The organism is Polymorphobacter fuscus, assembly GCF_011927825.1.
Classification (GTDB): Bacteria; Pseudomonadota; Alphaproteobacteria; order Sphingomonadales; family Sphingomonadaceae; genus Sandarakinorhabdus; species Sandarakinorhabdus fusca.
Map to the genome: position 1 here is coordinate 228,247 of NZ_JAATJI010000001.1, position 19,252 is coordinate 247,498.

The window sequence follows — 19,252 nt, forward strand, 5'->3', positions numbered from 1 at the left end:
CGACGCTATTGCGCGGTCATGCCCATGGCGCGGGCCTTTTCGGCGCAGCTTTTGAGCTCGGCGGCGTCGACGACGCTGTCCTTGTCGACATCGCAAAAGGCAAAGCCCATGTCGCGGCGGCCGGCGGCGCGCCATTCGGCCTTGTCCCATTTGCCGTCCTTGTTGGCATCGGCGGCGACCAGCCTGGCCTGTGCGTCGCTGGCGGCGGGAGCGGCGGGCGCCGCCTGGGCGTTGATTGCCGTGGCAGCGAGGATTGCGGAAAGGAACAGGCGCATGGCAGCTTCCCGATTGCGGCACGATGTGCGTCATAATAACGCAGCCGATGCCGAGGATGCAAGCGACGCGCTGGCGGCATTGCTCGCCGAGGTGCGGGCGTGCCGGTTGTGCGCGCTGCCGGCGGGGCCACGGCCGATCGTCGAAATGTCGGGAACGGCGCGGTTGCTGATCATCGGCCAGGCGCCGGGGACGCGGGTCCATGCCAGCGGCGCCGCGTGGGACGATGCCAGCGGCGACCGTTTGCGCGAATGGACCGGGCTGCCGCGCGCGGTTTTCTACGATACGGCGCGGGTGGCGCAGGTGCCGATGGGGCTGTGCTATCCCGGCAAGGGGGCGAGCGGCGACCTGCCGCCGCGCCGCGAATGTGCGCCGCTGTGGCACGACCGGCTGCTGGCACAACTGCCGGCCGACCGGCTGACCCTGCTGGTCGGCGCCCATGCGCAGAAGCGGTACATGGGGGGCGCCGGCAACATGACGGCACGGGTGCGGGATTTTCGCGCGGCGCCGGCGGGGCTGTTCCCGCTGCCGCACCCATCGTGGCGGAGCACCGGCTGGATGCGGCGCAACCCCTGGTTCGAGGCGGAAGTGCTGCCGGAACTGCGGTCCGCCGTGGCGGTGGCTATTCGCGGCGCAGATTTTCCAGCCGGTCCTCGGTGACCGGATAGTCGCAGCCTTCGGGGATGACGAGCCACATGGTGCCGTCGCGGTTGACGATTTCGGGCTGGATGAACGGCGGCAAGCGGCCGGCGGCGGCGGCCATGACCGCGTCGATGCTGGCATATTGGCCGATGCGTTGCAGGTTGCACTTGGTCGGGAACACCAGCGCCGCCTCGCCGCATGCTTCGGCGGTGAGGACATCGGCGGCGGTGGTCCAGCGGATGGCGACGGCCTCGTTGCCATCGGGGGAGATGGCGGCCGACGCGGTGTTGCCGGCGTCGGCGAGGTAGAAGAGCGTGTCGAAGCGGCGCTTGATCGGGGCCGCGGCGGGCGGTTCCCAGCGGGCGAAGGGGATGAAGCGGGCGGCATCGACGCGGTGGCCGAGGTCGGCGAGGATGGCGGCAAAGCTGGTCGCTTCATCGGCGGCGGGCCCGGCGGACAGCGCGGCACGGGCGGCGGCGAGGGCGACCGGGTCGGGGGCGTCGCCGCTGGTCAGCAGCACGCCGGTTTCCTCCAGCGCTTCGCGGCAGCAGGCGATGCGCGCGGCGGCGTCGTCATCGTCGAGCCCGTCGAAGCCGAAGGCGAGTTGCGGGTCGCGGGCGGTGCCGAGATCGGCATCATCGACGCGGCCGCCGGGGAAGACCAGCGCGCCGCCGGCAAAGGCGAGGTTGTCGCCGCGGCGGACCATCAATGTTTCGGGGGTGCCGTCCGGCCGGGCGCGAAGCAGGATGACGGTGGCGGCGGGGATGCTGGTCATTGCGGCAGCTTAGTCCCCCGGGCGGCATTGGCGCGCAGATAATTCCAGATCCGGCGGATTTCGGCATCCGTCAGTTTGAACAGGCGGTCCCGGCTGTATTCGGTCATGCCGCTGGCGCTGCCGTCGGCGCGCGTGCCGTTGCGCAGCAGGCGGGCGAAATCGGGCAGGGTGTAGGCCGAGGCGACGAGGAGGTTGGCGGGCGCGCCTTCGCCTTCATAGCCCTTCAGGTCGGCGCCGTGGCAGTCGCCGCAGATGAGCAGCGCCAGGCGGCGGCCTTCGCCGTGGCCGGGCAGGGGTCGCGGCGCCCTGGCGAGATCCTCCGCAAGAAAGCCGGCGGGAGGCTTGGCCTTGCCCGAGGCGATGGCGGCGCGGGCCCGCGGGCCGAAGACGGCGGGCGGGTGGTCGACCCCGGTGGGCGGGACGGAGCGCAGAAAGGCCGTGAGGTCGCGCATCTCCGCATCGTTGATCCAGTGGAAGCTGTGGACCGGCATCACCCAGATGTCGCTGCCGTCCGGTCGCTTGCCGGTGCGCAGGGCGCGGGCGATATCGGCGTCGCGCCACCCAGGCAGGCGGCGGCTGAGGTTGGTGCTCCAGGCGACCAGCCGCTCGGGGTCTTCCTCGACAAGGTGGCCGGTCATGTCGCGGTTGTGGCAGCTGACGCAGCCCATCGTATAGGCGAGGCGCTCACCATTGGCGGGATTGGCGGGGTTGGCGGCCGCGGCAGGAAAGGCGATCGCCGTCGCCGCGACCATTTTCAGCCAGAAGCGCCGCATATCTGCCCCCTGATTGTCCGGCGCGCACTTTAGCATCGGCATCATGGGGCGCAATTGCTGCGCCTCTGCTATGACGGGGGTATGACCGCGCCCGAAATCATCGGCATCGCTGCCAGCCTGAGCCTGCTCGCCGGCTGGCGGCTGTATGCCGCGGTGCTGGCGGCGGGGCTGGCGGTGCGCTTCGGCGGTTTCGGCCTGCCGGGGGAACTCGCCGGGCTGGCGGTGCTGGGCAATTGGTGGGTGCTTGGCGTGGCGGCGGCGGGGACGCTCGCCGAGTTCCTCGCCGACAAGGTGGCGATCATCGACAGTGTCTGGGACGCGGTGCACACGCTGGTGCGACCGATCGGCGGGGCGCTGCTGGCCTTTGCCGTGGTGGCGCCCGACAATGCGGCGCTGGGCGTGGTGACGGTGCTGCTCGGCGGCGGCGCGGCGCTGGCGGCGCATGGCGCCAAGGCGGGGACGCGGGCGGCGATCAACACCTCGCCCGAGCCGGTGAGCAATGTCGTCGCGTCGGTGGCCGAGGACGGCGTGACCGCGGCCGGGCTGTGGCTGGTATTCGCGCATCCGCAATGGGCGGCGGCGGTGGCGGCGGTGTTGCTAGTGATCACGGGCACGATGCTGTGGACGGCGTGGCGCGTCGTCGGGTCGCTGCGCCGGCGCTGGCGGCGATAGCTGGCGGTCGCAGGCGCAGCACGCTATAGCGGCGACAGATTCAGGAGCATCCTATGAGCGTTCGTCCGTGGCGTGACATCAGCCGCCGCAAGTCCCGCCAGATCATGGTCGGCAAGGTGCCGGTGGGCGGCGATGCGCCGATCGCGGTGCAGACGATGACCAACACGCTGACCAGCGACGCCGCGGCGACGATTGCGCAGATCCTGCGCTGCGAGGAGGTCGGCGCCGATATCGTGCGGGTGTCGTGCCCCGATGTCGAATCGACCGCGGCGCTGCGGACCATCGTGCGCGGGGTGAATGTGCCGATCGTCGCCGACATCCACTTCCACTACAAGCGCGGGCTGGAAGCCGCCGACGCCGGCGCCGCCTGCCTGCGCATCAACCCCGGCAACATCGGCTCGCAGGCGCGGGTCAAGGAAATCGTCAACGCGGCCAAGGCCAATGGCTGCTCGATCCGCATCGGCGTCAACGCCGGGTCGTTGGAGAAGCACCTGCTCGAAAAATACGGCGAGCCATGTCCCGAGGCGCTGGTCGAAAGCGCGCTCGAGCATATGAAGATGCTGCAGGACGAGGATTTTCACGAGTTCAAGATCTCGGTGAAGGCGTCGGACGTGTTCCTGGCGGTGGCGGCCTATAATGGCCTCGCCGAAGTCTGCGATTATCCGCTGCACCTGGGTATTACCGAAGCCGGCGGCCTGCAGGGCGGCACGGTCAAATCGTCGATCGGGCTCGGCATGCTGCTGTGGGCGGGGGTGGGCGATACCATCCGCGTGTCGCTGTCGGCCGACCCGGTCGAGGAGGTCAAGGTCGGCTACCATATCCTGAAGTCGCTCGGCATCCGGGCGCGCGGCGTGCGGGTGGTGTCGTGCCCCAGCTGTGCGCGGCAGGGGTTCGACGTGGTCAAGACCGTCGAGACGCTGGAAACGCGGCTGGCGCATATCACCACGCCGCTGTCGCTGTCGGTGCTCGGTTGCGTCGTCAACGGCCCCGGCGAAGCGCGCGAGACCGATATCGGGCTGACAGGCGGCGGCAATGGCCGGCACATGGTGTTCCTGTCCGGCATCACCGACCACGTCATCGAGAGCGAGAAGATGGTCGATCACATCGTCATGCTGGTCGAGAAAAAGGCCGCGGAACTGGATGCGGCCAAGGCGGCGGCGGAAGCGGCGGCGATCGCGGCGGAATGATCTACCTCCCCCCGCCGGGGGGCGGTCGGCTATTCTAGCTTGTAGCGCTGCGCCCGTTCGGTGATGGTCTTGTCGATCGCCAGCGCGGCGGTGCGGTCGGTGTCGGCCGCTGCCGTGTTGCCGAGGCGGCGGTGGACGATGCTGCGGGTGTAGAGTGGCCAGGCATTGCCCGGCCGGGCGGCGAGCGCGGCGTCGAGATCGGCGAGCGCCTTGGCAAGGTCGCCGCGGCGCAGGTGGACCAGGGCGCGGCTGTTGCGGAACGCCGGCTCGTCGGGCCGCAGGCGCAGCGCGGTGTTGCAGTCCGCCATTGCCGCGTCCAAATCGCGATTGCGCAGCGCCCGCGCCCGGCAGCGGCCGTTGAGCGCGAGGGCGCGGTTGCGGTCCTCGGGGTGCGCGTCCAGCCAGGCGGTGTAATTGGCCAGCACCGGTTCCACGCTGTCGGCGGCTTCGAACAGCCCGGCGAGTTGCAGTCGGGCATCGGCCGAAGGTGCCAGCGCTGCATCGGCAGCCTGCAGGTCGGGAAGTGCACCGGCGACATCGCGCCCGGCCAGCTTCAGCCGCGCCCGCGCCAGCCGCGCCGTGGCATCGCCGGGTGCCAGGGCGATGGCCCGATCGAGGTCGGCGGCGCCGGGTCGCGGCTGGCGATTGCCGAGGTGCGCCATTGCGCGCTGGTAGAACAGCTGGGCGTCGCCGGGGGCAAGGGCGATGGCCTTGTCGAAATCGGCGATGGCGGCGGCGAACTTGCGGTCTGCGGCGCGGATGGCGCCGCGCCGGCTGAAGCCCGCGGCGTCGGTCGGTTCCGCGCTGCGGTCGGTCAGGTCGATGGCGGCGCCGCTGCCGTCCACCGCGCCTTTGGGTTCGAAGCCGAAGACGGGGCCGCCTTCGTAGGTGATGAACATGCGATGCGTCTGGTTGTCGACATAGACGCGGTGGCTGAGGAAGAAGTCGATGCCGATCAGCATGTCGGTATCGGGCAGTGTCAGGTCGGCAATCTGCAGATTGGGCCGCGGGATGATCTCGCCGCCGATGTCGATGCTGTCGAACGGAGCGCGCCAGGTGCGGGCCCGGCCCTGGCCGAGGCCGGTGGCGAAGCGATCGGGGGTGACACCGGGCGAATCGGGAGTCACGCCGATGCGTCGGGCGGCATCCAGTGTCAGCAGGGCGGCGGCCGCGCCGGTGTCGAAGGTCGCCATGACCTTTTTGCCGTTGATCTTGATCGCCGCCATCGTGTGGCGCTGGCGCGGTGCCATCGGGGCGATGTCGAGGATGGTGACCGGCTTGTCCGCGGCCCAATAGGCCATGCCGGTGTTGCGGCAGCCGTTGCTCTTCATGATCCGCACGATGCCGTGCGGCAGGTCATATTCGACATCGGCGAGGCCGAGGATATTTTGCCCGAGCAGGCCGGCAAAGCCGGTATCGCTGCCGCCGACGGCGAATTCGATATTGTTCAACGTCTGGCCGGCGATGCCGATTTCGCGCGCCGTGGCGACGCCGATCGAACTGGCGCCGCCGATGCCCCGCATGCGCGCGCGCGGGGCGATCGGCTTGACGGCGAGCCCGTGTTCCAGCGCATTGGCCTTGGCGATGGTGCTGTGAAAGGCGCCACTGTCGAGGATGAAGCGCGCATCCGTGCCATTGATCCGGACGGTGACGATCGGCCGCCGCCCGACCATGGTGACGGGCAGTTCGACATAGCGGGTGACCTGGCAGGCCGCGTGCGCCGCCGCCGCCGGCAGGGCGATGATGGCGGCGGCGACCGCAACTACGGCGGTCCGAAGGGGCAGCGGCAGGAACCTTGGCAGCGACACGCCGACAGTCTGGCGTGTCCGGCGCGCGGCGTCGAGGGGCGTCGAAGGTCGGGGGCGGCAGACGGCATGGTTTGCGCGGCGAGGTTGCGTGTCTGGCCGGCAGATGGTGAAAGGCACGATGACCATTCGCCCCGCCACCCCCGCCGATGTCGCCACGCTTCGCCGGTTGATCGTCGATCTGGCGGTCTACGAACGCGAACCCGATGCGGTGAAGGCGACCGAGGCCGACCTCCATGCGGCGCTGTTCGGGGCGCGGCCGATCGCCGAGGCGGTGATTGCGGAACAGGACGGCACGCCGGTGGGGCTGGCGATCTTCTTCACGTCGTTTTCGACCTGGGAGGGCAAGGGCGGGCTGTATCTGGAGGACCTGTTCGTCGTGCCCGAAGCGCGCGGGCAGGGCATCGGCAAGGCCTTGCTGGTGCATCTGGCGGGGATTGCGGTGGCGCGGGGCCATGCCCGTTTCGAATGGCAGGTGCTCGACTGGAATGCGCCGGCGATCGGATTCTACGCGGCGCTGGGGGCAGAGGCGCAGGACGCGTGGACGAAGATGCGGGTGGATGGCGCGGCGTTGGCGCGGCTGGCGGCGGGGTGAGGGGGCCGGGTTGGCAAGAAGCGAGGGGGCAGGAAGCAAGGGTCAGCAAGCAAGGGGCATGGGCAAAGCCCATGCTGGCGCCGGACGGGTTCGGCGGGGGAAGGCGCCGCCGCCCCGCCGATCGGTCTTGCGCCTGTCGGCGCGCTACGCTGCCCGATGCGCGCGCGCGGCGCTGCGACTACGCCCTTGGAGCGCCGGGGTGTTCCTTCAACGCCGGCGTTTCGACCCCGGCCTGCGCGTCGTTATAGCGGTCGATCGATTCGAGGATCAGTCGCTCGGCGGTTTCGCGGCCTTCCCAACCCTGGAACTTGACCCATTTGCCGGGCTCCAGATCCTTGTAATGGGTGAAGAAATGCTCGATCTGCTGGAGCAGGATGTCGGGCAGGTCGGTATATTCGGCGACATTGCTGTAATAGGGATAGACCTTGTTGACGCTGACGCAGAGCAGCTTGGCGTCGCCGCCGCCATCGTCTTCCATCATCATCACCCCGACCGGGCGGACGCGGATGATGCAGCCGGGGATCAGCGGCGTGCGCGCCACGACCAGTGCGTCGATCGGGTCGCCATCATCGGCCAGCGTGTTGGGGATGAAGCCGTAGTTGGTCGGGTAGCGCATCGCGGTGTGGAGAATGCGATCGACGAACAATGCGCCCGAGGCCTTGTCGATCTCGTATTTCACCGGTTCGCCGCCGAGCGGGCATTCGATGATGACATTGACGTCATGCGGGGGGTTCACGCCGATCGGAATCTGGTCGATGCGCATGCAATTCTCCTGTTGTGCGGTGCGGCGTAAGGCCTGGACCGCGATTCGTCTATCGAAAGGGATGGCGCAATGGCGTGGCTGGCACTTGTGATCGGTGGGCTGTTCGAAGTCGGTTTCACCACGTCGTTACGGTTCGTCGATGGTTTTCGCAACGCGCCATGGGTGGCGGCGTTCCTTGTTTCGGTCACCCTCAGCATGGGAATGCTCGAATATGCCGGGCGGACGATCCCGCTCGGCACCGCCTATGCGGTGTGGGCAGGCATCGGCGCGGTCGGCACCGTGCTGGTCGGAATCCTGTTCTTCGGCGAAGCTGCCAGCCTGGTGCGGCTGGGGCTGATCGCCGTGCTGCTGGCGTGCATCATCGGGTTGAAGGCGATCGACGGCTGACCGCGGCCACACCGGATCAGGCAATTTCCCCATTGGGCAGGCGCGGTGCGGCGGCGACCGCCGCTGCGAGGTGCGTCAGCAGCGCGTAATGATTGGCATAGCCGGCACATTCATGCGCCAGGTCGCCGAGCCGCTTGGTCGGGCCATTGTTGTGGCGGATGATGTTGGAGCCTTGCGACGCCGCATCGGGCTTGTGCCGCACCACCTTCACCCGGCAGCCGCCGGCGCCGAAATGGACATGGTAGATGTCGAGCGCGCCGGGGACGGAGAAGCTGACATTATAGCCGCCGAGGCCGTCGCTGCGTTGAATGACATTGGCGGCGCCGACGCCGCCGACACCGGCAGTCACATGCGCGCTGCCATCGCCCATTGCGTAATAATAGCCCATGACGCTCCCCATCGCCCGATCGTTACGGCCGCATAATAGCGCCGGACGGCGGCCGGGAACAGCGGGATTTCAGGGCGATTTCAGCGCGGTTCGAGCAGCCTGTCGAGCGGGGTGTCGGAACCGCCGGTCTTTTCGAAGCGCGGGTAGCGCAGCCCGCCGGCCCAGGCGAGATCGACGCTGCGCAACCGGTCGCCGGTCTTGACGAGCAGGCGGATGGGGTCGCGGCTGCCCTTTGCCGCGGTGATTTCAGCCTTGAACAGATCGTCCGAATAGGGGCGGTCGTTGACGGCGACGAGCGTGTCGCCAACGGTCAGCCCGGCGGTGAAGGCGGCGCTGTCCCAGATCACCTGCTCGACGGCGCCATCCTTGCCGATGACGAGGCCGCCCGAATAGCTGAGGTTGTTGACCTTGCCGGTCCGCATCTGGTCGGCGAAGGCCGGGGTCGGGGTGTCGGTGTAGACGAGCTTGTAGCCCGAGGCGGTGAAGCCGGCGAGCGGAGCGCCCTCGGCCTTTTCGGTCAGCCGCCGGGTCAGCAGGCCGGACCAGTCATAGGGTGCGACAGTGTTGAGCGTCTTGACGATGTCGTCGAAATTGTAGGGGACGACGCCCCAGTCGCCTTCGCCGGTGCCGAAGAAGGTGCGCGCGAAATCGTCGAGCCCGCGCGCGCCGCGGGTTTCGCGGCGCAGGATCGAATCGACTTCCATCCAGATCAGCAGGCCTTCGTTGTAATAATCCTCGCTGCGCTGCCAGCTGAGCCAGGCCTTGGGCTGGCGCGCGCTGATGACAGGGTCGTTCGTGGTGTCGTCGAGCGAGCGCCAGCGGCGCGCCGGGCGATTGTCGAGCGAGGCGGCGATGGCGGCGTAGCTGTCGAGCGTTTCCTGCTTGGTGAACAGCCCCGAGCGGGCGCCGAGGACATAACCCCAGAATTGCGTCTGGCCTTCGTACACCCACAGCGCCGAGTTGCGCAGCGGGGTGGAGAAATCGGGGACGATGCTGTCGGCACCGCGGCGGTGCTTGCCGTTCCAGCTATGGGTGAATTCGTGCGGCAGCAGGTTGCGGCGGCCGGGGCCCTTGTCCCATTCGGTGAAATAGCCCGGATTGACGCCGTTTTCGCTGCTGCGGTGATGTTCGAGGCCGATGCCGCCGAGGTTCTCGCTGAGCGAGACCAACAGGTCGTAATGGTCGAACTGGCGGGTGCCGAACAGCTTGATCGCCTGGTCGACAAGCCGCTTGTGGGCGTCGATCTGTGCCGGGGTGGCGGCGAGCAGCCGTTCGGAATCGGCGATCGCGTCGAGCGTCACATTGTGGCCGAGGTCCCATTTGCGGAAATACCGCCCGGCGATGAACGGGCTGTCGACCAGCGTTTCGTAATCGACGGTTTCATAGGTGATGGTGTCGCCGCGCGTGGCGGTGGCGCGCAGCGCGCCGGCGGCCGTCCAGCCCTTGGGCCAGGTGACGCTGATGCTGGCGGGAATCTGGCGGGTGAACCAGCCGGCGGGGTAGAGCGAGACCTGATTGGGCTGCAGGCTGATCATGTCCGCCGTGACGGTGGTGCGGCCCTGGTTGCCGGCGGTGGGGGTAAGGAAGTCGAAGCGGACATCGAGAGCGCGGACGCCGGCAGGGACATCGACATGGAAGGCATAGACGTCGATCTCGTCGCGCTTCCATACCAATGTCTTGCCATTGGCGGTGATGACGAGGCCGGCGAGCTTTGAGATTTCGCCGCGCGGGCCGTGGTTGCCGGGCAGCCATTTGGGGAACAGCAGCGTCATCGGGCCGGCATCCGGCACCGGGATGGTTTCAACGACATGGAAGATGCCGCGCACCGTGTCGGTGGCGTCGACCTTGACCGCCAGCGTGCCGGGGAAAGGCATGTCGCGCGCCGCCGGGATGGTGTTCACGAAGGGCAGCGGGGTGGGCTTCGAAAGCGGCGCGGCGGTGGCGGTTGTGGCAAGCAGGCCGAGCAGCAGAATTGATTTGTGCATGAAGGTCCTCATTGGCGCCCCTCTGATAATCGCCGGTGCGCGCTGATGACAAGCGCGGCCTTGTCGCTTAATCGCGGGGCATCATGAGCAAAGTTCAGAAACCCCGCGGCACCCAGGACATGATCGGCGAGGCGGCGGCACGCTTCGACCATGTCATCGAGACGTTCAACCGGGTGCGCAAGCTGTATGGCTTCGGGCGGGTCGAGGTGCCGGTGTTCGAAGCGACATCGGTGTTCGCGCGGTCGCTGGGGGAAACGACCGATGTCGTGTCGAAGGAAATGTATTCGTTCGAGGACCGCGGCGGGGAATCGCTGACGCTGCGGCCCGAGTTCACCGCCGGCATTGCGCGGGCCTATATCGAGAATGGCTGGCAGCAATATGCGCCGCTGAAGGTCGCGGCCTGGGGGCCGCTGTTCCGGTACGAACGGCCGCAGAAGGGCCGGTTCCGGCAGTTCCACCAGCTCGATGCCGAAGTGATCGGCGCGGCAGAGCCGGCGGCGGACGTGGAAGTCATCGCGCTCGGGCAGCAGCTGTTGAACGAGCTGGGCGTGGCCGGCGATGTGGTGTTGCAGCTCAACACGCTCGGCGATGCCGAAACCCGCTCGGCGTGGCGCGACGGGCTGGTGGCGCATTTTTCGGCGCATCGTGATGTGCTGAGCCCCGAAAGCCTCGAGCGGCTGGCGAAGAACCCGCTGCGGATTCTGGATTCGAAAGCGGAGGCCGATCGCGCGCTGGTGGCCGATGCGCCGCGGATCGACGCGTATATGACATCGGAGGCGGGGGCGTTCTTCGAGGCGGTGCAGAAGGGCCTGCAGGCGTCGGGCGTGGATTTCGTGCGGGCGGAATCGCTGGTGCGCGGGTTCGACTATTATCGGCACACGGCGTTCGAGTTCGTGACCCAGGCGCTGGGGGCGCAGGGGACGGTCATCGGCGGCGGGCGCTATGACGGGCTGATCGGCGCGATGGGCGGGCCGGAGACGGCGGCGGTCGGCTGGGCCGGGGGGATCGAGCGGTTGGCGATGCTGGTGGCAGAGCCCCGCGAAAATGGTGTTGTTGCTGTGGTGCCGGACAGTCCCGAGCTGCAGGAACGCGCTGAACAAGCACTGCGGCTTCTTCGCGATTCCCGCATCCCGGCAGAAATGGCCTACCGCGGCAACGCCAAAAGGCAGGTTGAGATAGCCAAGAAGCGGGCTACCCATGCTATCTTGTTTGTCCGAGGCGCCGATGCGCCACAGCCCTACTATATTCAGCATCTTGGTCGCGACGAGGCGATGAACCGTATCTCACAGATCATTATTGAGCGCGCACTGGGCCCGGAAGAGGGCCGGGAGCGGCTGTGATCATCTCCCCCGAGCGGATCGCGCAGATCGAGCGGCGGCATGCCGATCTGGCGGCGCAGATGGGCAATCCCGATCTGGCCGCCGACAAGTTCGTCCAGCTGTCCAAGGACTATGCCGAGCTGACGCCCGTCGTCGAGGCGGCGGCGGCGGTGCGGGCGCTGCGCGAGGAGGCGGACGATCTGCGTGGGATCGCCGCCGATGACGAGATGCACGCGATGGCGCAGGAGGAGCTGGCCGCCATCGCCGAGCGGCTGCCGGCCGCCGAGCGGGCGCTGGCGCTCAAGCTGCTGCCGACCGACAAGGCCGATGCCAAGCCGGCGATGCTCGAAATCCGCGCCGGGACCGGCGGCGACGAGGCGGCGCTGTTCGCTGGTGATCTTTACCGGATGTACGAACGCTATGCAGCGACGCGCGGCTGGCGGATCGAGCTGATGTCGGCGTCGGCGGGCGAAATGGGCGGCTTCAAGGAAATCATCGCCAGTGTCACCGGCGACAGCGTCTTTGCGCGGCTGAAGTTCGAAAGCGGCGTGCATCGCGTCCAGCGCGTGCCGGCGACCGAGACGCAGGGGCGCATCCACACCAGTGCGGCGACGGTGGCGGTGCTGCCCGAGGCCGAGGAGGTCGATATTCAGATCGAGGACAAGGATTTGCGCATCGACGTCTTCCGGTCATCGGGGCCGGGCGGCCAGTCGGTCAACACCACCGACTCTGCAGTGCGGATCACCCATTTGCCATCGGGGCTGGTGGTGCAGCAGCAGGACGAGAAATCGCAGCACAAGAACAAGGCCAAGGCGATGAAGGTGCTGCGGTCGCGGCTGTACGACCTTGAACGGTCGAAGGTCGATTCGGCGCGGTCGGCGGACCGCAAGGCGATGGTGGGGTCGGGCGACCGGTCGGAGCGCATCCGCACCTATAATTACCCGCAGGGGCGGGTGACCGACCATCGCATCAACCTGACGCTGCACCGGCTGCCGGAAATTCTCGAAGGGCCGGGGCTGGAGGAGCTGGTCGCGGCGCTGATTTCCGAGGATGAGGCGGCGCGGCTGGCGGAACTGGGGTGACGGGTTGTGAATGTGCGCGACGCCTTGCGCAGTGCAGCGGCGCGGATCGACCGCTTCGATGCCGAAGTGCTGCTGGCGCATTTTGTGGGTATTTCGCGCGGGGACTTGCTGCTCGACGGCGATCGGGCGGTCGATGCGGCGGCCTTTGCGGTGCTGGTCGACCGGCGGGCGGCGCATGAGCCGGTGGCCTATATCATCGGCGCGCGCGAATTCTGGTCGCTCGACCTTAAGGTGACGCCGGCGGTGCTGATCCCGCGGCCCGACAGCGAGACACTGGTCGAGGCGGCGTTGCGCGCCGTGGCACGGCCGCCGGCACGGCTGCTGGACCTCGGCACCGGCAGCGGCGCGCTGCTGCTCGCCGGGTTGACCGAATGGCCGGCGGCGACGGGCCTGGGGGTCGATGCCTCGCCGGCGGCGCTGGCGGTGGCGGCGGACAATGCGACGCGGCTGGGGCTGGGCGGGCGCGCCGCGTTCCGGCTGGGGGATTGGGGTGCGGGGCTGGACGAGCGCTTCGACGTGATCTTCTGTAACCCGCCCTATGTCGAGACCGGCGCCGATCTGGCACCCGATGTGCGCGACCATGAGCCGGCGTCGGCCTTGTTCGCCGGAATCGACGGCCTCGACGATTATCGCCGGCTGGTGCCGCATCTGCCGCGGCTGCTGGCGGACGGCGGCGTGGCGGTGGTGGAGATCGGCTGGATGCAGGCCGATGCGGTGCTGGCGCTGGCGGCGGCGGCGGGGCTGCACGGCGACGTCGCGCAGGATCTGGCGGGGCGCGATCGGTGCCTGGTCTTGCGGGTGGCCTAGCCCTGGGGGCCGGTGCGTCCCTCGACTGCGCTTAGAATGAGCGGAAATCGGGGGGTTCTACACGTCGCGGCGTTCCAGAACCCGGCCCGAGATCACCAGCAGCTGCGGGCGGCCTGCGACGAAGCCGGCGAAGGCGAAGCGTTCGGGTGACCAGACCGGGTCTTCGACCCGCCAGTCATTTTCGGCGATCTCCATGATCGGCTCGGTGCCGCCGAGCCACAGCCGCTCACCGCGCGCCACCAGCGTGACGCCGCCGATCCAGGGGTCGTCGCTTTCATAGCGGCCGGCGTGCGCCGCCAGGCGTGGCGGGGTGGCGGGCAGCGGCGCCGAGGCGCCGGCGCGGACCAGCCGGCGGGCGCCATGGTCGATCGCCACCACGGCGCCGGCGGGGTTGCGGACGAAGACCAGCGGGAAGGCGCGGAAATCGGGGTGTGCGGTGACGAAGCGGTCCTTGCCGGTCGGTTCCAGCGCCGTGCCGTCGAGCGCGAGCGGCGCAGCGGTGATGGTGATGCCGTCATAGGCGCCGGCATAATCGCCGGGGCTGGCGACAGGTTTGGGGCCGAGTGCCGGCGGCGGCGGGATCGGCTTGCCCTCACGGGCCAGCCGCAGCGCGGTGACGGCAAAGGCGGTCAGCAGGCGCGGGCGATAGCCGGTGCTGCCGATGGCGCAACTGGCGAAGGCGCCGGTGCCCGCCGCTGCATCGACGTGGAACGACGACGAAAAACCGATCATGCCGCCGGTGTGGTGGAGCAGCCGCCGGCCATCCTCGACCCGGTGCATCAGGCCGAGGCCATAGCGGTCATCGGGGTTGTCGGGGCTTTCGACAACGGGATTGGCGAGCCAGGCGCTGGCGGTCGCGTCGCTGACCAGCCCGGCCCCGCGGCCGTTGCCGATGGCGATGAGGAAGCGCAGGTAGCGTGCCATGTCGGGCAAGGTCGATGCCACCGACCCGGCGCCGAAGGTCGTCGACACCCAGGGTGCCGGCGCCAGCGGGTTCTGCCGGCGGACGGGCAGGTCGGGGCGCAGCGTCGCATAACAGGCGGTGTGGCGGCCGCGATCGGCCCAGGCAATGGCGCCGCGGGTATCCGCCATGCCGAGCCGGCCGGTGATGCGCGCGGCGATGACGGCGGCGAGCGGGCGGCCTTCGATGCGGGCGATCATGTCCCCCACCAGGCCATAGCCGGTGTTGCTGTACGACCAGCGCGCGCCGGGTTCGAAGCCGCGCCAGAGCAGGCTGTTGTCGGGTCGCCAGGTCGGCGCGAAATCGGGCAGGCCGGTGGTGTGATCGAGCAGGCCGCGGATGGTGAAGGGCGCGCCGGGGGGCAATTGCGCCTCGGGCAGGACCGAGCGGATGTCGGCGTCGAGATCGAGGCGATGTTCGTCGGCGAGTTGCAGGCAGAGGAGCGCGACGAACGACTTGCTGATCGATCCGATCTGCCACAGCTCCGTGCCGGTCAGCGGCTTGCGGGCTTCGTAATCGCTGGTGCCCGACTGGATGAGCGCGGTGAAATCGCCATCGGTGACCACGAGGCCCATCGCCGGCAGTGCGAAAAAGGCGCGATGGGCGTCGAGATAGGCGGCGATGGCGGTGAGGGCGGCGCGCTGGCTGGCGCTGGCGCCGGGAGCGGTGATGGCGGCACGACTGGCGGCGGGGACCGACAGTGCCGCGGCGCCGGCGAGGAACAGGCGGCGGTCGATCGGCATATATGGTTCCCCCGGTGGTGCGGTGGTTGTGGGGGCGGGTTTACGGGGGAGTCAATATCGCCGGGATGCCCCTCTCCCGGGTCGGCTGCGCCGTCTCTCGACCTCCCCCGGCGGGGGAGGTGGTCAGAGGCGGACCATCGACATCATGAACTTGGAGCCATAGCGGTCGCCGGCGGTGGTGCCGGGGGGCAGGGCGGCGTCGAGCGCGGCCATGTCGGCGGCGGTGAGGGCGAGCGCCGCGGCGCCGGCATTGTCTTCCAGCGTGACGCGGCGTTTCGAGCCCGGGATGGGGACGACACCCGGACCCTTGTGGAGCAGCCAGGCGAGCGCGACCTGCGCGGCGGTGGCGCCATGGGCGGCGGCGATGCCCTTGACGATGGCGACGGCGGCCATGTTGGCGTCGTAATTGGCGCCCTGGTAGCGCGGGTCCTTCGACCGGTAATCGCTGTCCGGCAGGTCTTCGGCGCGCGGCTGCTGCCCGGTGAGGAAACCGCGGCCGAGCGGCGAATAGGGCACGAAGCCGATGCCGAGTTCGGCGCACAGCGGCACGATATCGGCCTCCACACCGCGTTCCCACAGCGACCATTCGCTTTGCAGCGCGCTGATCGGATGGACCTTGTGGGCGCGGGCGAGTGTTGCCGGCCCGGCTTCGGACAGGCCGAGGAAGCGGACCTTGCCGGCGTGGACGAGGTCGGCCATGGCGCCGACGGTGTCCTCGATGGGGACGGCCGGGTCGACGCGGTGCTGGTAGAACAGGTCGATATGGTCGGTGCCCAGCCGTTTCAGGCTGGCATCGGCGACGGCGCGGACGTTTTCGGGGCGGGAATTGACGCCGGCGACCTTGCCGTCGGCGATGTCGAAGCCGAATTTGGTGGCGATGATCGCCTGGTCGCGGCGCCCGCGCAGGCCTTCGGCAAGCAGTTCCTCGTTCCGGAACGGGCCATAGACTTCGGCGGTATCGAGGAAATTGACGCCCAGTTCGAGGGCGCGGTGGAGGGTGGCGATGGCCTCCCCGCGGTCGACGGTGCCGTACATCGCGGTCTGGCCGGCGGTGCCCGCCATGCCCATGCAGCCAAGGCCGAGGGCGGACACGGTGAGGCCCTGGGTGCCGAGCTTGCGTGTTTGCATGTTGATCTCCTGTCCCGTCGCGGTTTAGGCGCCGGGTTTCGACAAGCCAATGTGGTGCGCGTAAAGGTATGCGATGACAAAATGGCTTTGGGGAGTGCGCGCGCGATGAGTCGCAGATATTTCGGCACCGACGGCATCCGCGGCCTGACCAACACGGCGCCGATGACCGCGGCGATCGCGATGAAGGTCGGCCAGGCGGCGGGCAAGCGCTTCCTGCGCGGCGCCCACAAGCACCGGGTGGTGATCGGCAAGGACACGCGCTTGTCCGGTTACATGATGGAATCGGCGCTGACGGCGGGGTTCACCTCGGTGGGGATGGACGTCATCCAGGTCGGGCCGATGCCGACGCCGGCGGTGGCGATGTTGACCCGGTCGCTGCGCGCCGACCTTGGGGTGATGATTTCCGCCAGCCACAACCCCTATCACGACAATGGCATCAAGCTGTTCGGCCCCGATGGCTATAAATTGTCGGACTCCGACGAGGCCGAGATCGAGGCGATGATCGAAGGGGATATGACGCTGGCGGAGCCGCAGGCGATCGGCCGGGCACGGCGGATCGACGACGCCCAGGGCCGCTACATCCATTTCGCCAAGGCGACCTTTCCCGACCATCTGCGGCTCGACGGGTTGAAGATCGTCATCGATTGCGCCCATGGCGCGGCGTACAAGGTGGCGCCCGAAGCGCTGTGGGAACTGGGTGCCGAAGTGGTGCCGATCGGTGTGGCGCCCAACGGCTTCAACATCAACGACGGCATCGGATCGACCCACCCCAAGGCGCTGCAGCTGGCGGTGCTGGAAAGCGGCGCCGATATCGGCATCGCGCTGGATGGCGACGCCGACCGGCTGATCGTCGTCGATGAACGCGGGCAGATCGTCGATGGTGACCAGATCATGGGGTTGATCACCCTGCGCGCCGCGGAGGCCGGCACGCTGAAGGGCGGCGGGCTGGTGGCGACGGTGATGTCCAACCTGGGGCTGGAACGGCTGCTCCACGCCAATGGCCTGGGGCTGCACCGCGCCGGGGTGGGCGACCGCTATGTGCTGGAGGCGATGAAGGCCGGCGGTTATAATGTCGGCGGCGAGCAATCGGGGCATCTGATCCTCGCCGACCATTCGACGACCGGCGACGGGTTGGTGGCGTCGCTGCAGGTGCTGGCGGCGCTGGTGGCGACGGCCAAGCCGGCGAGCGAGCTGCTGCGGCTGTTCGAGCCGGTGCCGCAGCTGTTGAAGAGCGTGCGCTATACCGGCGCGCCGCTCGACACCGACAAGGTCAAGGCGGTGATTGCCGATGGGGAGGCCCGGCTGAACGGCCATGGCCGGCTGCTGATCCGCAAGTCGGGCACCGAGCCGGTGATCCGGGTGATGGCCGAAGGCGACGACCGGCTGCTGGTCAAGGCGGTGGTGGACGAGATTTGCGCGGCGGTGGTGGCGGTTTGACCGTGATCGACAGGCCGGCGCGTATCCTCATCATCGCCGGGTCCGACAGTGGCGGCGGCGCCGGCATCCAGGCCGACATCAAGACCGTCACCTGCCTTGGTGGCTATGCAATGACGGCGGTGACGGCGATCACCGTGCAGAACACGCTGGGGGTGACCGGCATCCATGGCATTCCCGCCGAAGTGGTGGCGGCGCAGATGCGGGCGTGCATCGACGATATCGGTGTCGATGCGGTCAAGATCGGCATGATCGGGGCGGCCGATACCGTGGTCGCGGTGGCGGAAGTGCTGGCGGGGCTGCGCGTGCCGATCGTGCTCGATCCGGTGATGCTGGCGAAGGGCGGGGCGAGCCTGCTGGACGATGATGCGGCCCAGGCGCTGGTCGCGCGGCTGCTGCCGCTGGCGACGGTGGTAACGCCGAACAGCCCCGAACTGGCGGCGCTGGCCGGGAGCGCGGTCGAGGACGAAGCCGATGCACTGCTGGCGGCCCAGGAACTGCTGCTGCAGGGGCCGGGCGCGGTGCTGGCCAAGGGCGGGCATCTGCCGGGCGATCGCATCATCGACTGGCTGGTGACGCGCGGCGGGAATACGGCGTTCACCTCGGACCGGATCGAGACGCGGCACACCCATGGCACCGGCTGCACGTTGGCGTCGGCACTGGCCTGCGGGCTTGGGCAGGGGCTGGCGCTGGAGGCGGCGGTGGTGCGGGCGCGGGCGTTCGTGGCGCAGGGCATTGCGCGGGCCCCGGGCCTTGGCGCGGGCCATGGGCCCCTGGGGTTTTATCCGCTGTGAGGGGCGCCGCGCGCATTGCCCCCTCACCCCGCCGCGCTTCGCGCGAGTCGCCCTCTCCCGCGAGGGGAGAGGGGCCATCGTTTCTCAACGAAGACCGGATCGGCGGGCGCGTCGTCGGCGTCGACGAGGCCGGGCGCGGGCCGCTGGCGGGGCCGGTGGTGGCGGCGGCGGTGTGGATCGATCGGGCCCGCTGTCCCGAAGGGCTCGACGACAGCAAGGCGCTGTGTGCGGCGCGGCGGGAAGTGCTGCACGACAAACTGCACGGCGTCGCGGTGATCGGCGTCGGCATGGCGAGCGTCGAGGAGATCGACCGGCTCAACATCCTGTGGGCGACGATGCTGGCGATGGAACGGGCGGTGGCGGCGCTGGCCTGCGGCTTCGATCATGTGCTGGTCGATGGCAACCGCTTGCCGCGCTGGCACCACCCGGCGACGGCGGTGGTGGGCGGTGACGCCTTGTGCGTGTCGATCGCGGCGGCGTCGATCATCGCCAAGGTGACGCGCGACCGGCTGATGGAAGCGCTCGACGCCGAGCATCCGGGCTATGGCTGGGCGCGCAACAAGGGGTATGGCACTGCCGATCATGCCCGCGGGCTGGCCGAACATGGGCCCACGATCCACCACCGCCGCAGCTTTGCGCCGGTGCGGGCGATGTTGCCGGGGCTTTGAGTCTTTTCGGCAACACGCCATGGGTTGTGGGTGGCGCATGGGCGCGACTCAATATCTGGCAGGTTTGAGTC

At 68.9% G+C, this 19,252-nt stretch carries 20 protein-coding genes; 11 read left to right on the plus strand and 9 right to left on the minus strand.

Annotation, left to right across the window (positions count from 1 at the left end; all coding sequences use genetic code 11):
• Positions 1-5: 5 nt before the first annotated feature.
• Positions 6-275 (minus strand): hypothetical protein, encoded by a 270-nt coding sequence (locus GGQ62_RS01105; RefSeq protein ID WP_152576880.1) that lies wholly within the window; start codon positions 273-275, stop codon positions 6-8.
• Here GGQ62_RS01105 and GGQ62_RS01110 point away from each other — a divergent pair.
• Positions 274-933 carry a uracil-DNA glycosylase family protein gene (locus GGQ62_RS01110; protein WP_152576879.1) on the plus strand — a complete coding sequence of 220 codons (660 nt, stop codon included), beginning with the start codon at positions 274-276 and terminating at the stop codon, positions 931-933. The genes GGQ62_RS01105 and GGQ62_RS01110 overlap by 2 nt on opposite strands.
• On the opposite strand, the gene GGQ62_RS01115 is transcribed toward GGQ62_RS01110, so the two are convergent.
• Together GGQ62_RS01115 and GGQ62_RS01120 are read right to left on the minus strand one after the other, a co-directional pair.
• Positions 896-1,690 (minus strand): NUDIX hydrolase, encoded by a 795-nt coding sequence (locus GGQ62_RS01115; protein ID WP_153401091.1) that lies wholly within the window; start codon positions 1,688-1,690, stop codon positions 896-898. The genes GGQ62_RS01110 and GGQ62_RS01115 overlap by 38 nt on opposite strands.
• The gene (locus GGQ62_RS01120) at positions 1,687-2,463 is read right to left on the minus strand and encodes a c-type cytochrome (RefSeq protein WP_167649423.1); all 777 of its coding nucleotides are present in this window, start codon (positions 2,461-2,463) and stop codon (positions 1,687-1,689) included. The genes GGQ62_RS01115 and GGQ62_RS01120 overlap by 4 nt, the downstream gene beginning before the upstream one ends.
• Positions 2,464-2,544: 81 nt before the next feature.
• On the opposite strand from GGQ62_RS01120, the gene GGQ62_RS01125 reads away from it, so the two are divergent.
• Entirely contained in the window at positions 2,545-3,135 is a 591-nt protein-coding gene (locus GGQ62_RS01125) for a DUF4126 domain-containing protein (RefSeq protein ID WP_152576876.1), read from the plus strand.
• A 53-nt stretch (positions 3,136-3,188) separates the two neighbouring features.
• Positions 3,189-4,322, plus strand: a complete 1,134-nt coding sequence (gene ispG / locus GGQ62_RS01130) for a flavodoxin-dependent (E)-4-hydroxy-3-methylbut-2-enyl-diphosphate synthase (RefSeq protein ID WP_152576875.1) — start codon at positions 3,189-3,191, stop codon at positions 4,320-4,322.
• 29 nt (positions 4,323-4,351) lie between these two features.
• Here ispG and GGQ62_RS01135 read toward each other — a convergent pair whose 3' ends face one another.
• Positions 4,352-6,130 carry an aspartyl protease family protein gene (locus GGQ62_RS01135; RefSeq protein ID WP_243446614.1) on the minus strand — a complete coding sequence of 593 codons (1,779 nt, stop codon included), beginning with the start codon at positions 6,128-6,130 and terminating at the stop codon, positions 4,352-4,354.
• A gap of 118 nt (positions 6,131-6,248) precedes the next feature.
• On the opposite strand from GGQ62_RS01135, the gene GGQ62_RS01140 reads away from it, so the two are divergent.
• Positions 6,249-6,722 carry a GNAT family N-acetyltransferase gene (locus GGQ62_RS01140; RefSeq protein WP_207790467.1) on the plus strand — a complete coding sequence of 158 codons (474 nt, stop codon included), beginning with the start codon at positions 6,249-6,251 and terminating at the stop codon, positions 6,720-6,722.
• A 178-nt stretch (positions 6,723-6,900) separates the two neighbouring features.
• Here the strand turns inward: GGQ62_RS01140 and ppa are convergent, their stop codons facing one another.
• Positions 6,901-7,485 carry an inorganic diphosphatase gene (gene ppa, locus GGQ62_RS01145; protein WP_152576872.1) on the minus strand — a complete coding sequence of 195 codons (585 nt, stop codon included), beginning with the start codon at positions 7,483-7,485 and terminating at the stop codon, positions 6,901-6,903.
• Positions 7,486-7,554: 69 nt separating this feature from the next.
• On the opposite strand from ppa, the gene GGQ62_RS01150 reads away from it, so the two are divergent.
• Positions 7,555-7,872 (plus strand): DMT family transporter, encoded by a 318-nt coding sequence (locus GGQ62_RS01150; protein WP_152576871.1) that lies wholly within the window; start codon positions 7,555-7,557, stop codon positions 7,870-7,872.
• A 16-nt stretch (positions 7,873-7,888) separates the two neighbouring features.
• Here the strand turns inward: GGQ62_RS01150 and GGQ62_RS01155 are convergent, their stop codons facing one another.
• Both GGQ62_RS01155 and GGQ62_RS01160 read right to left on the minus strand, forming a co-directional pair.
• Positions 7,889-8,260: a hypothetical protein gene (locus GGQ62_RS01155; protein WP_152576870.1), complete on the minus strand. Its 372-nt coding sequence runs from the start codon at positions 8,258-8,260 to the stop codon at positions 7,889-7,891.
• Between the two features lie 80 nt (positions 8,261-8,340).
• Complete coding sequence (locus GGQ62_RS01160) at positions 8,341-10,245, minus strand: M61 family metallopeptidase (protein WP_152576869.1); 1,905 nt, start codon at positions 10,243-10,245, stop codon at positions 8,341-8,343.
• Between the two features lie 83 nt (positions 10,246-10,328).
• Here GGQ62_RS01160 and hisS point away from each other — a divergent pair, with 83 nt between their 5' ends.
• From hisS to prmC, 3 genes are read left to right on the plus strand one after another with little or no spacing between them, the layout of a single operon-like run.
• On the plus strand, positions 10,329-11,585 hold the full coding sequence (gene hisS, locus GGQ62_RS01165) for a histidine--tRNA ligase (protein WP_152576868.1): 1,257 nt from the start codon (positions 10,329-10,331) through the stop codon (positions 11,583-11,585).
• On the plus strand, positions 11,582-12,646 hold the full coding sequence (gene prfA, locus GGQ62_RS01170) for a peptide chain release factor 1 (RefSeq protein WP_152576867.1): 1,065 nt from the start codon (positions 11,582-11,584) through the stop codon (positions 12,644-12,646). Before hisS ends, prfA begins: the two co-directional genes overlap by 4 nt.
• Positions 12,647-12,652: 6 nt before the next feature.
• Positions 12,653-13,453: a peptide chain release factor N(5)-glutamine methyltransferase gene (gene prmC, locus GGQ62_RS01175; RefSeq protein ID WP_424022207.1), complete on the plus strand. Its 801-nt coding sequence runs from the start codon at positions 12,653-12,655 to the stop codon at positions 13,451-13,453.
• A 57-nt stretch (positions 13,454-13,510) separates the two neighbouring features.
• Here the strand turns inward: prmC and GGQ62_RS01180 are convergent, their stop codons facing one another.
• The gene (locus GGQ62_RS01180) at positions 13,511-15,157 is read right to left on the minus strand and encodes a serine hydrolase domain-containing protein (RefSeq protein ID WP_152576866.1); all 1,647 of its coding nucleotides are present in this window, start codon (positions 15,155-15,157) and stop codon (positions 13,511-13,513) included.
• Between the two features lie 123 nt (positions 15,158-15,280).
• Positions 15,281-16,285 (minus strand): aldo/keto reductase, encoded by a 1,005-nt coding sequence (locus tag GGQ62_RS01185; protein WP_152576865.1) that lies wholly within the window; start codon positions 16,283-16,285, stop codon positions 15,281-15,283.
• A gap of 105 nt (positions 16,286-16,390) precedes the next feature.
• Here GGQ62_RS01185 and glmM point away from each other — a divergent pair, with 105 nt between their 5' ends.
• From glmM to GGQ62_RS01200, 3 genes are all read left to right on the plus strand, one after another.
• Positions 16,391-17,722: a phosphoglucosamine mutase gene (gene glmM / locus GGQ62_RS01190; RefSeq protein WP_152576864.1), complete on the plus strand. Its 1,332-nt coding sequence runs from the start codon at positions 16,391-16,393 to the stop codon at positions 17,720-17,722.
• Positions 17,719-18,513 carry a bifunctional hydroxymethylpyrimidine kinase/phosphomethylpyrimidine kinase gene (gene thiD, locus GGQ62_RS01195; RefSeq protein WP_153401089.1) on the plus strand — a complete coding sequence of 265 codons (795 nt, stop codon included), beginning with the start codon at positions 17,719-17,721 and terminating at the stop codon, positions 18,511-18,513. Before glmM ends, thiD begins: the two co-directional genes overlap by 4 nt.
• 98 nt (positions 18,514-18,611) lie before the next feature.
• Complete coding sequence (locus GGQ62_RS01200; RefSeq protein ID WP_152577089.1) at positions 18,612-19,181, plus strand: ribonuclease HII; 570 nt, start codon at positions 18,612-18,614, stop codon at positions 19,179-19,181.
• Positions 19,182-19,252: the final 71 nt, after the last annotated feature.

Bases quoted from the DNA above. Each gene is read 5' to 3' on its own strand.
- GGQ62_RS01110 (WP_152576879.1), top strand. From the start codon at position 274: ATGGCAGCTTCCCGATTGCGGCACGATGTGCGTCATAATAACGCAGCC.
- GGQ62_RS01105 (WP_152576880.1), bottom strand. From the start codon at position 275: ATGCGCCTGTTCCTTTCCGCAATCCTCGCTGCCACGGCAATCAACGCC.
- GGQ62_RS01115 (WP_153401091.1), bottom strand. From the start codon at position 1,690: ATGACCAGCATCCCCGCCGCCACCGTCATCCTGCTTCGCGCCCGGCCG.
- GGQ62_RS01120 (WP_167649423.1), bottom strand. From the start codon at position 2,463: ATGCGGCGCTTCTGGCTGAAAATGGTCGCGGCGACGGCGATCGCCTTT.
- GGQ62_RS01125 (WP_152576876.1), top strand. From the start codon at position 2,545: ATGACCGCGCCCGAAATCATCGGCATCGCTGCCAGCCTGAGCCTGCTC.
- ispG (WP_152576875.1), top strand. From the start codon at position 3,189: ATGAGCGTTCGTCCGTGGCGTGACATCAGCCGCCGCAAGTCCCGCCAG.
- GGQ62_RS01140 (WP_207790467.1), top strand. From the start codon at position 6,249: ATGACCATTCGCCCCGCCACCCCCGCCGATGTCGCCACGCTTCGCCGG.
- ppa (WP_152576872.1), bottom strand. From the start codon at position 7,485: ATGCGCATCGACCAGATTCCGATCGGCGTGAACCCCCCGCATGACGTC.
- GGQ62_RS01150 (WP_152576871.1), top strand. From the start codon at position 7,555: ATGGCGTGGCTGGCACTTGTGATCGGTGGGCTGTTCGAAGTCGGTTTC.
- GGQ62_RS01155 (WP_152576870.1), bottom strand. From the start codon at position 8,260: ATGGGCTATTATTACGCAATGGGCGATGGCAGCGCGCATGTGACTGCC.
- GGQ62_RS01160 (WP_152576869.1), bottom strand. From the start codon at position 10,245: ATGCACAAATCAATTCTGCTGCTCGGCCTGCTTGCCACAACCGCCACC.
- hisS (WP_152576868.1), top strand. From the start codon at position 10,329: ATGAGCAAAGTTCAGAAACCCCGCGGCACCCAGGACATGATCGGCGAG.
- GGQ62_RS01180 (WP_152576866.1), bottom strand. From the start codon at position 15,157: ATGCCGATCGACCGCCGCCTGTTCCTCGCCGGCGCCGCGGCACTGTCG.
- GGQ62_RS01185 (WP_152576865.1), bottom strand. From the start codon at position 16,285: ATGCAAACACGCAAGCTCGGCACCCAGGGCCTCACCGTGTCCGCCCTC.
- glmM (WP_152576864.1), top strand. From the start codon at position 16,391: ATGAGTCGCAGATATTTCGGCACCGACGGCATCCGCGGCCTGACCAAC.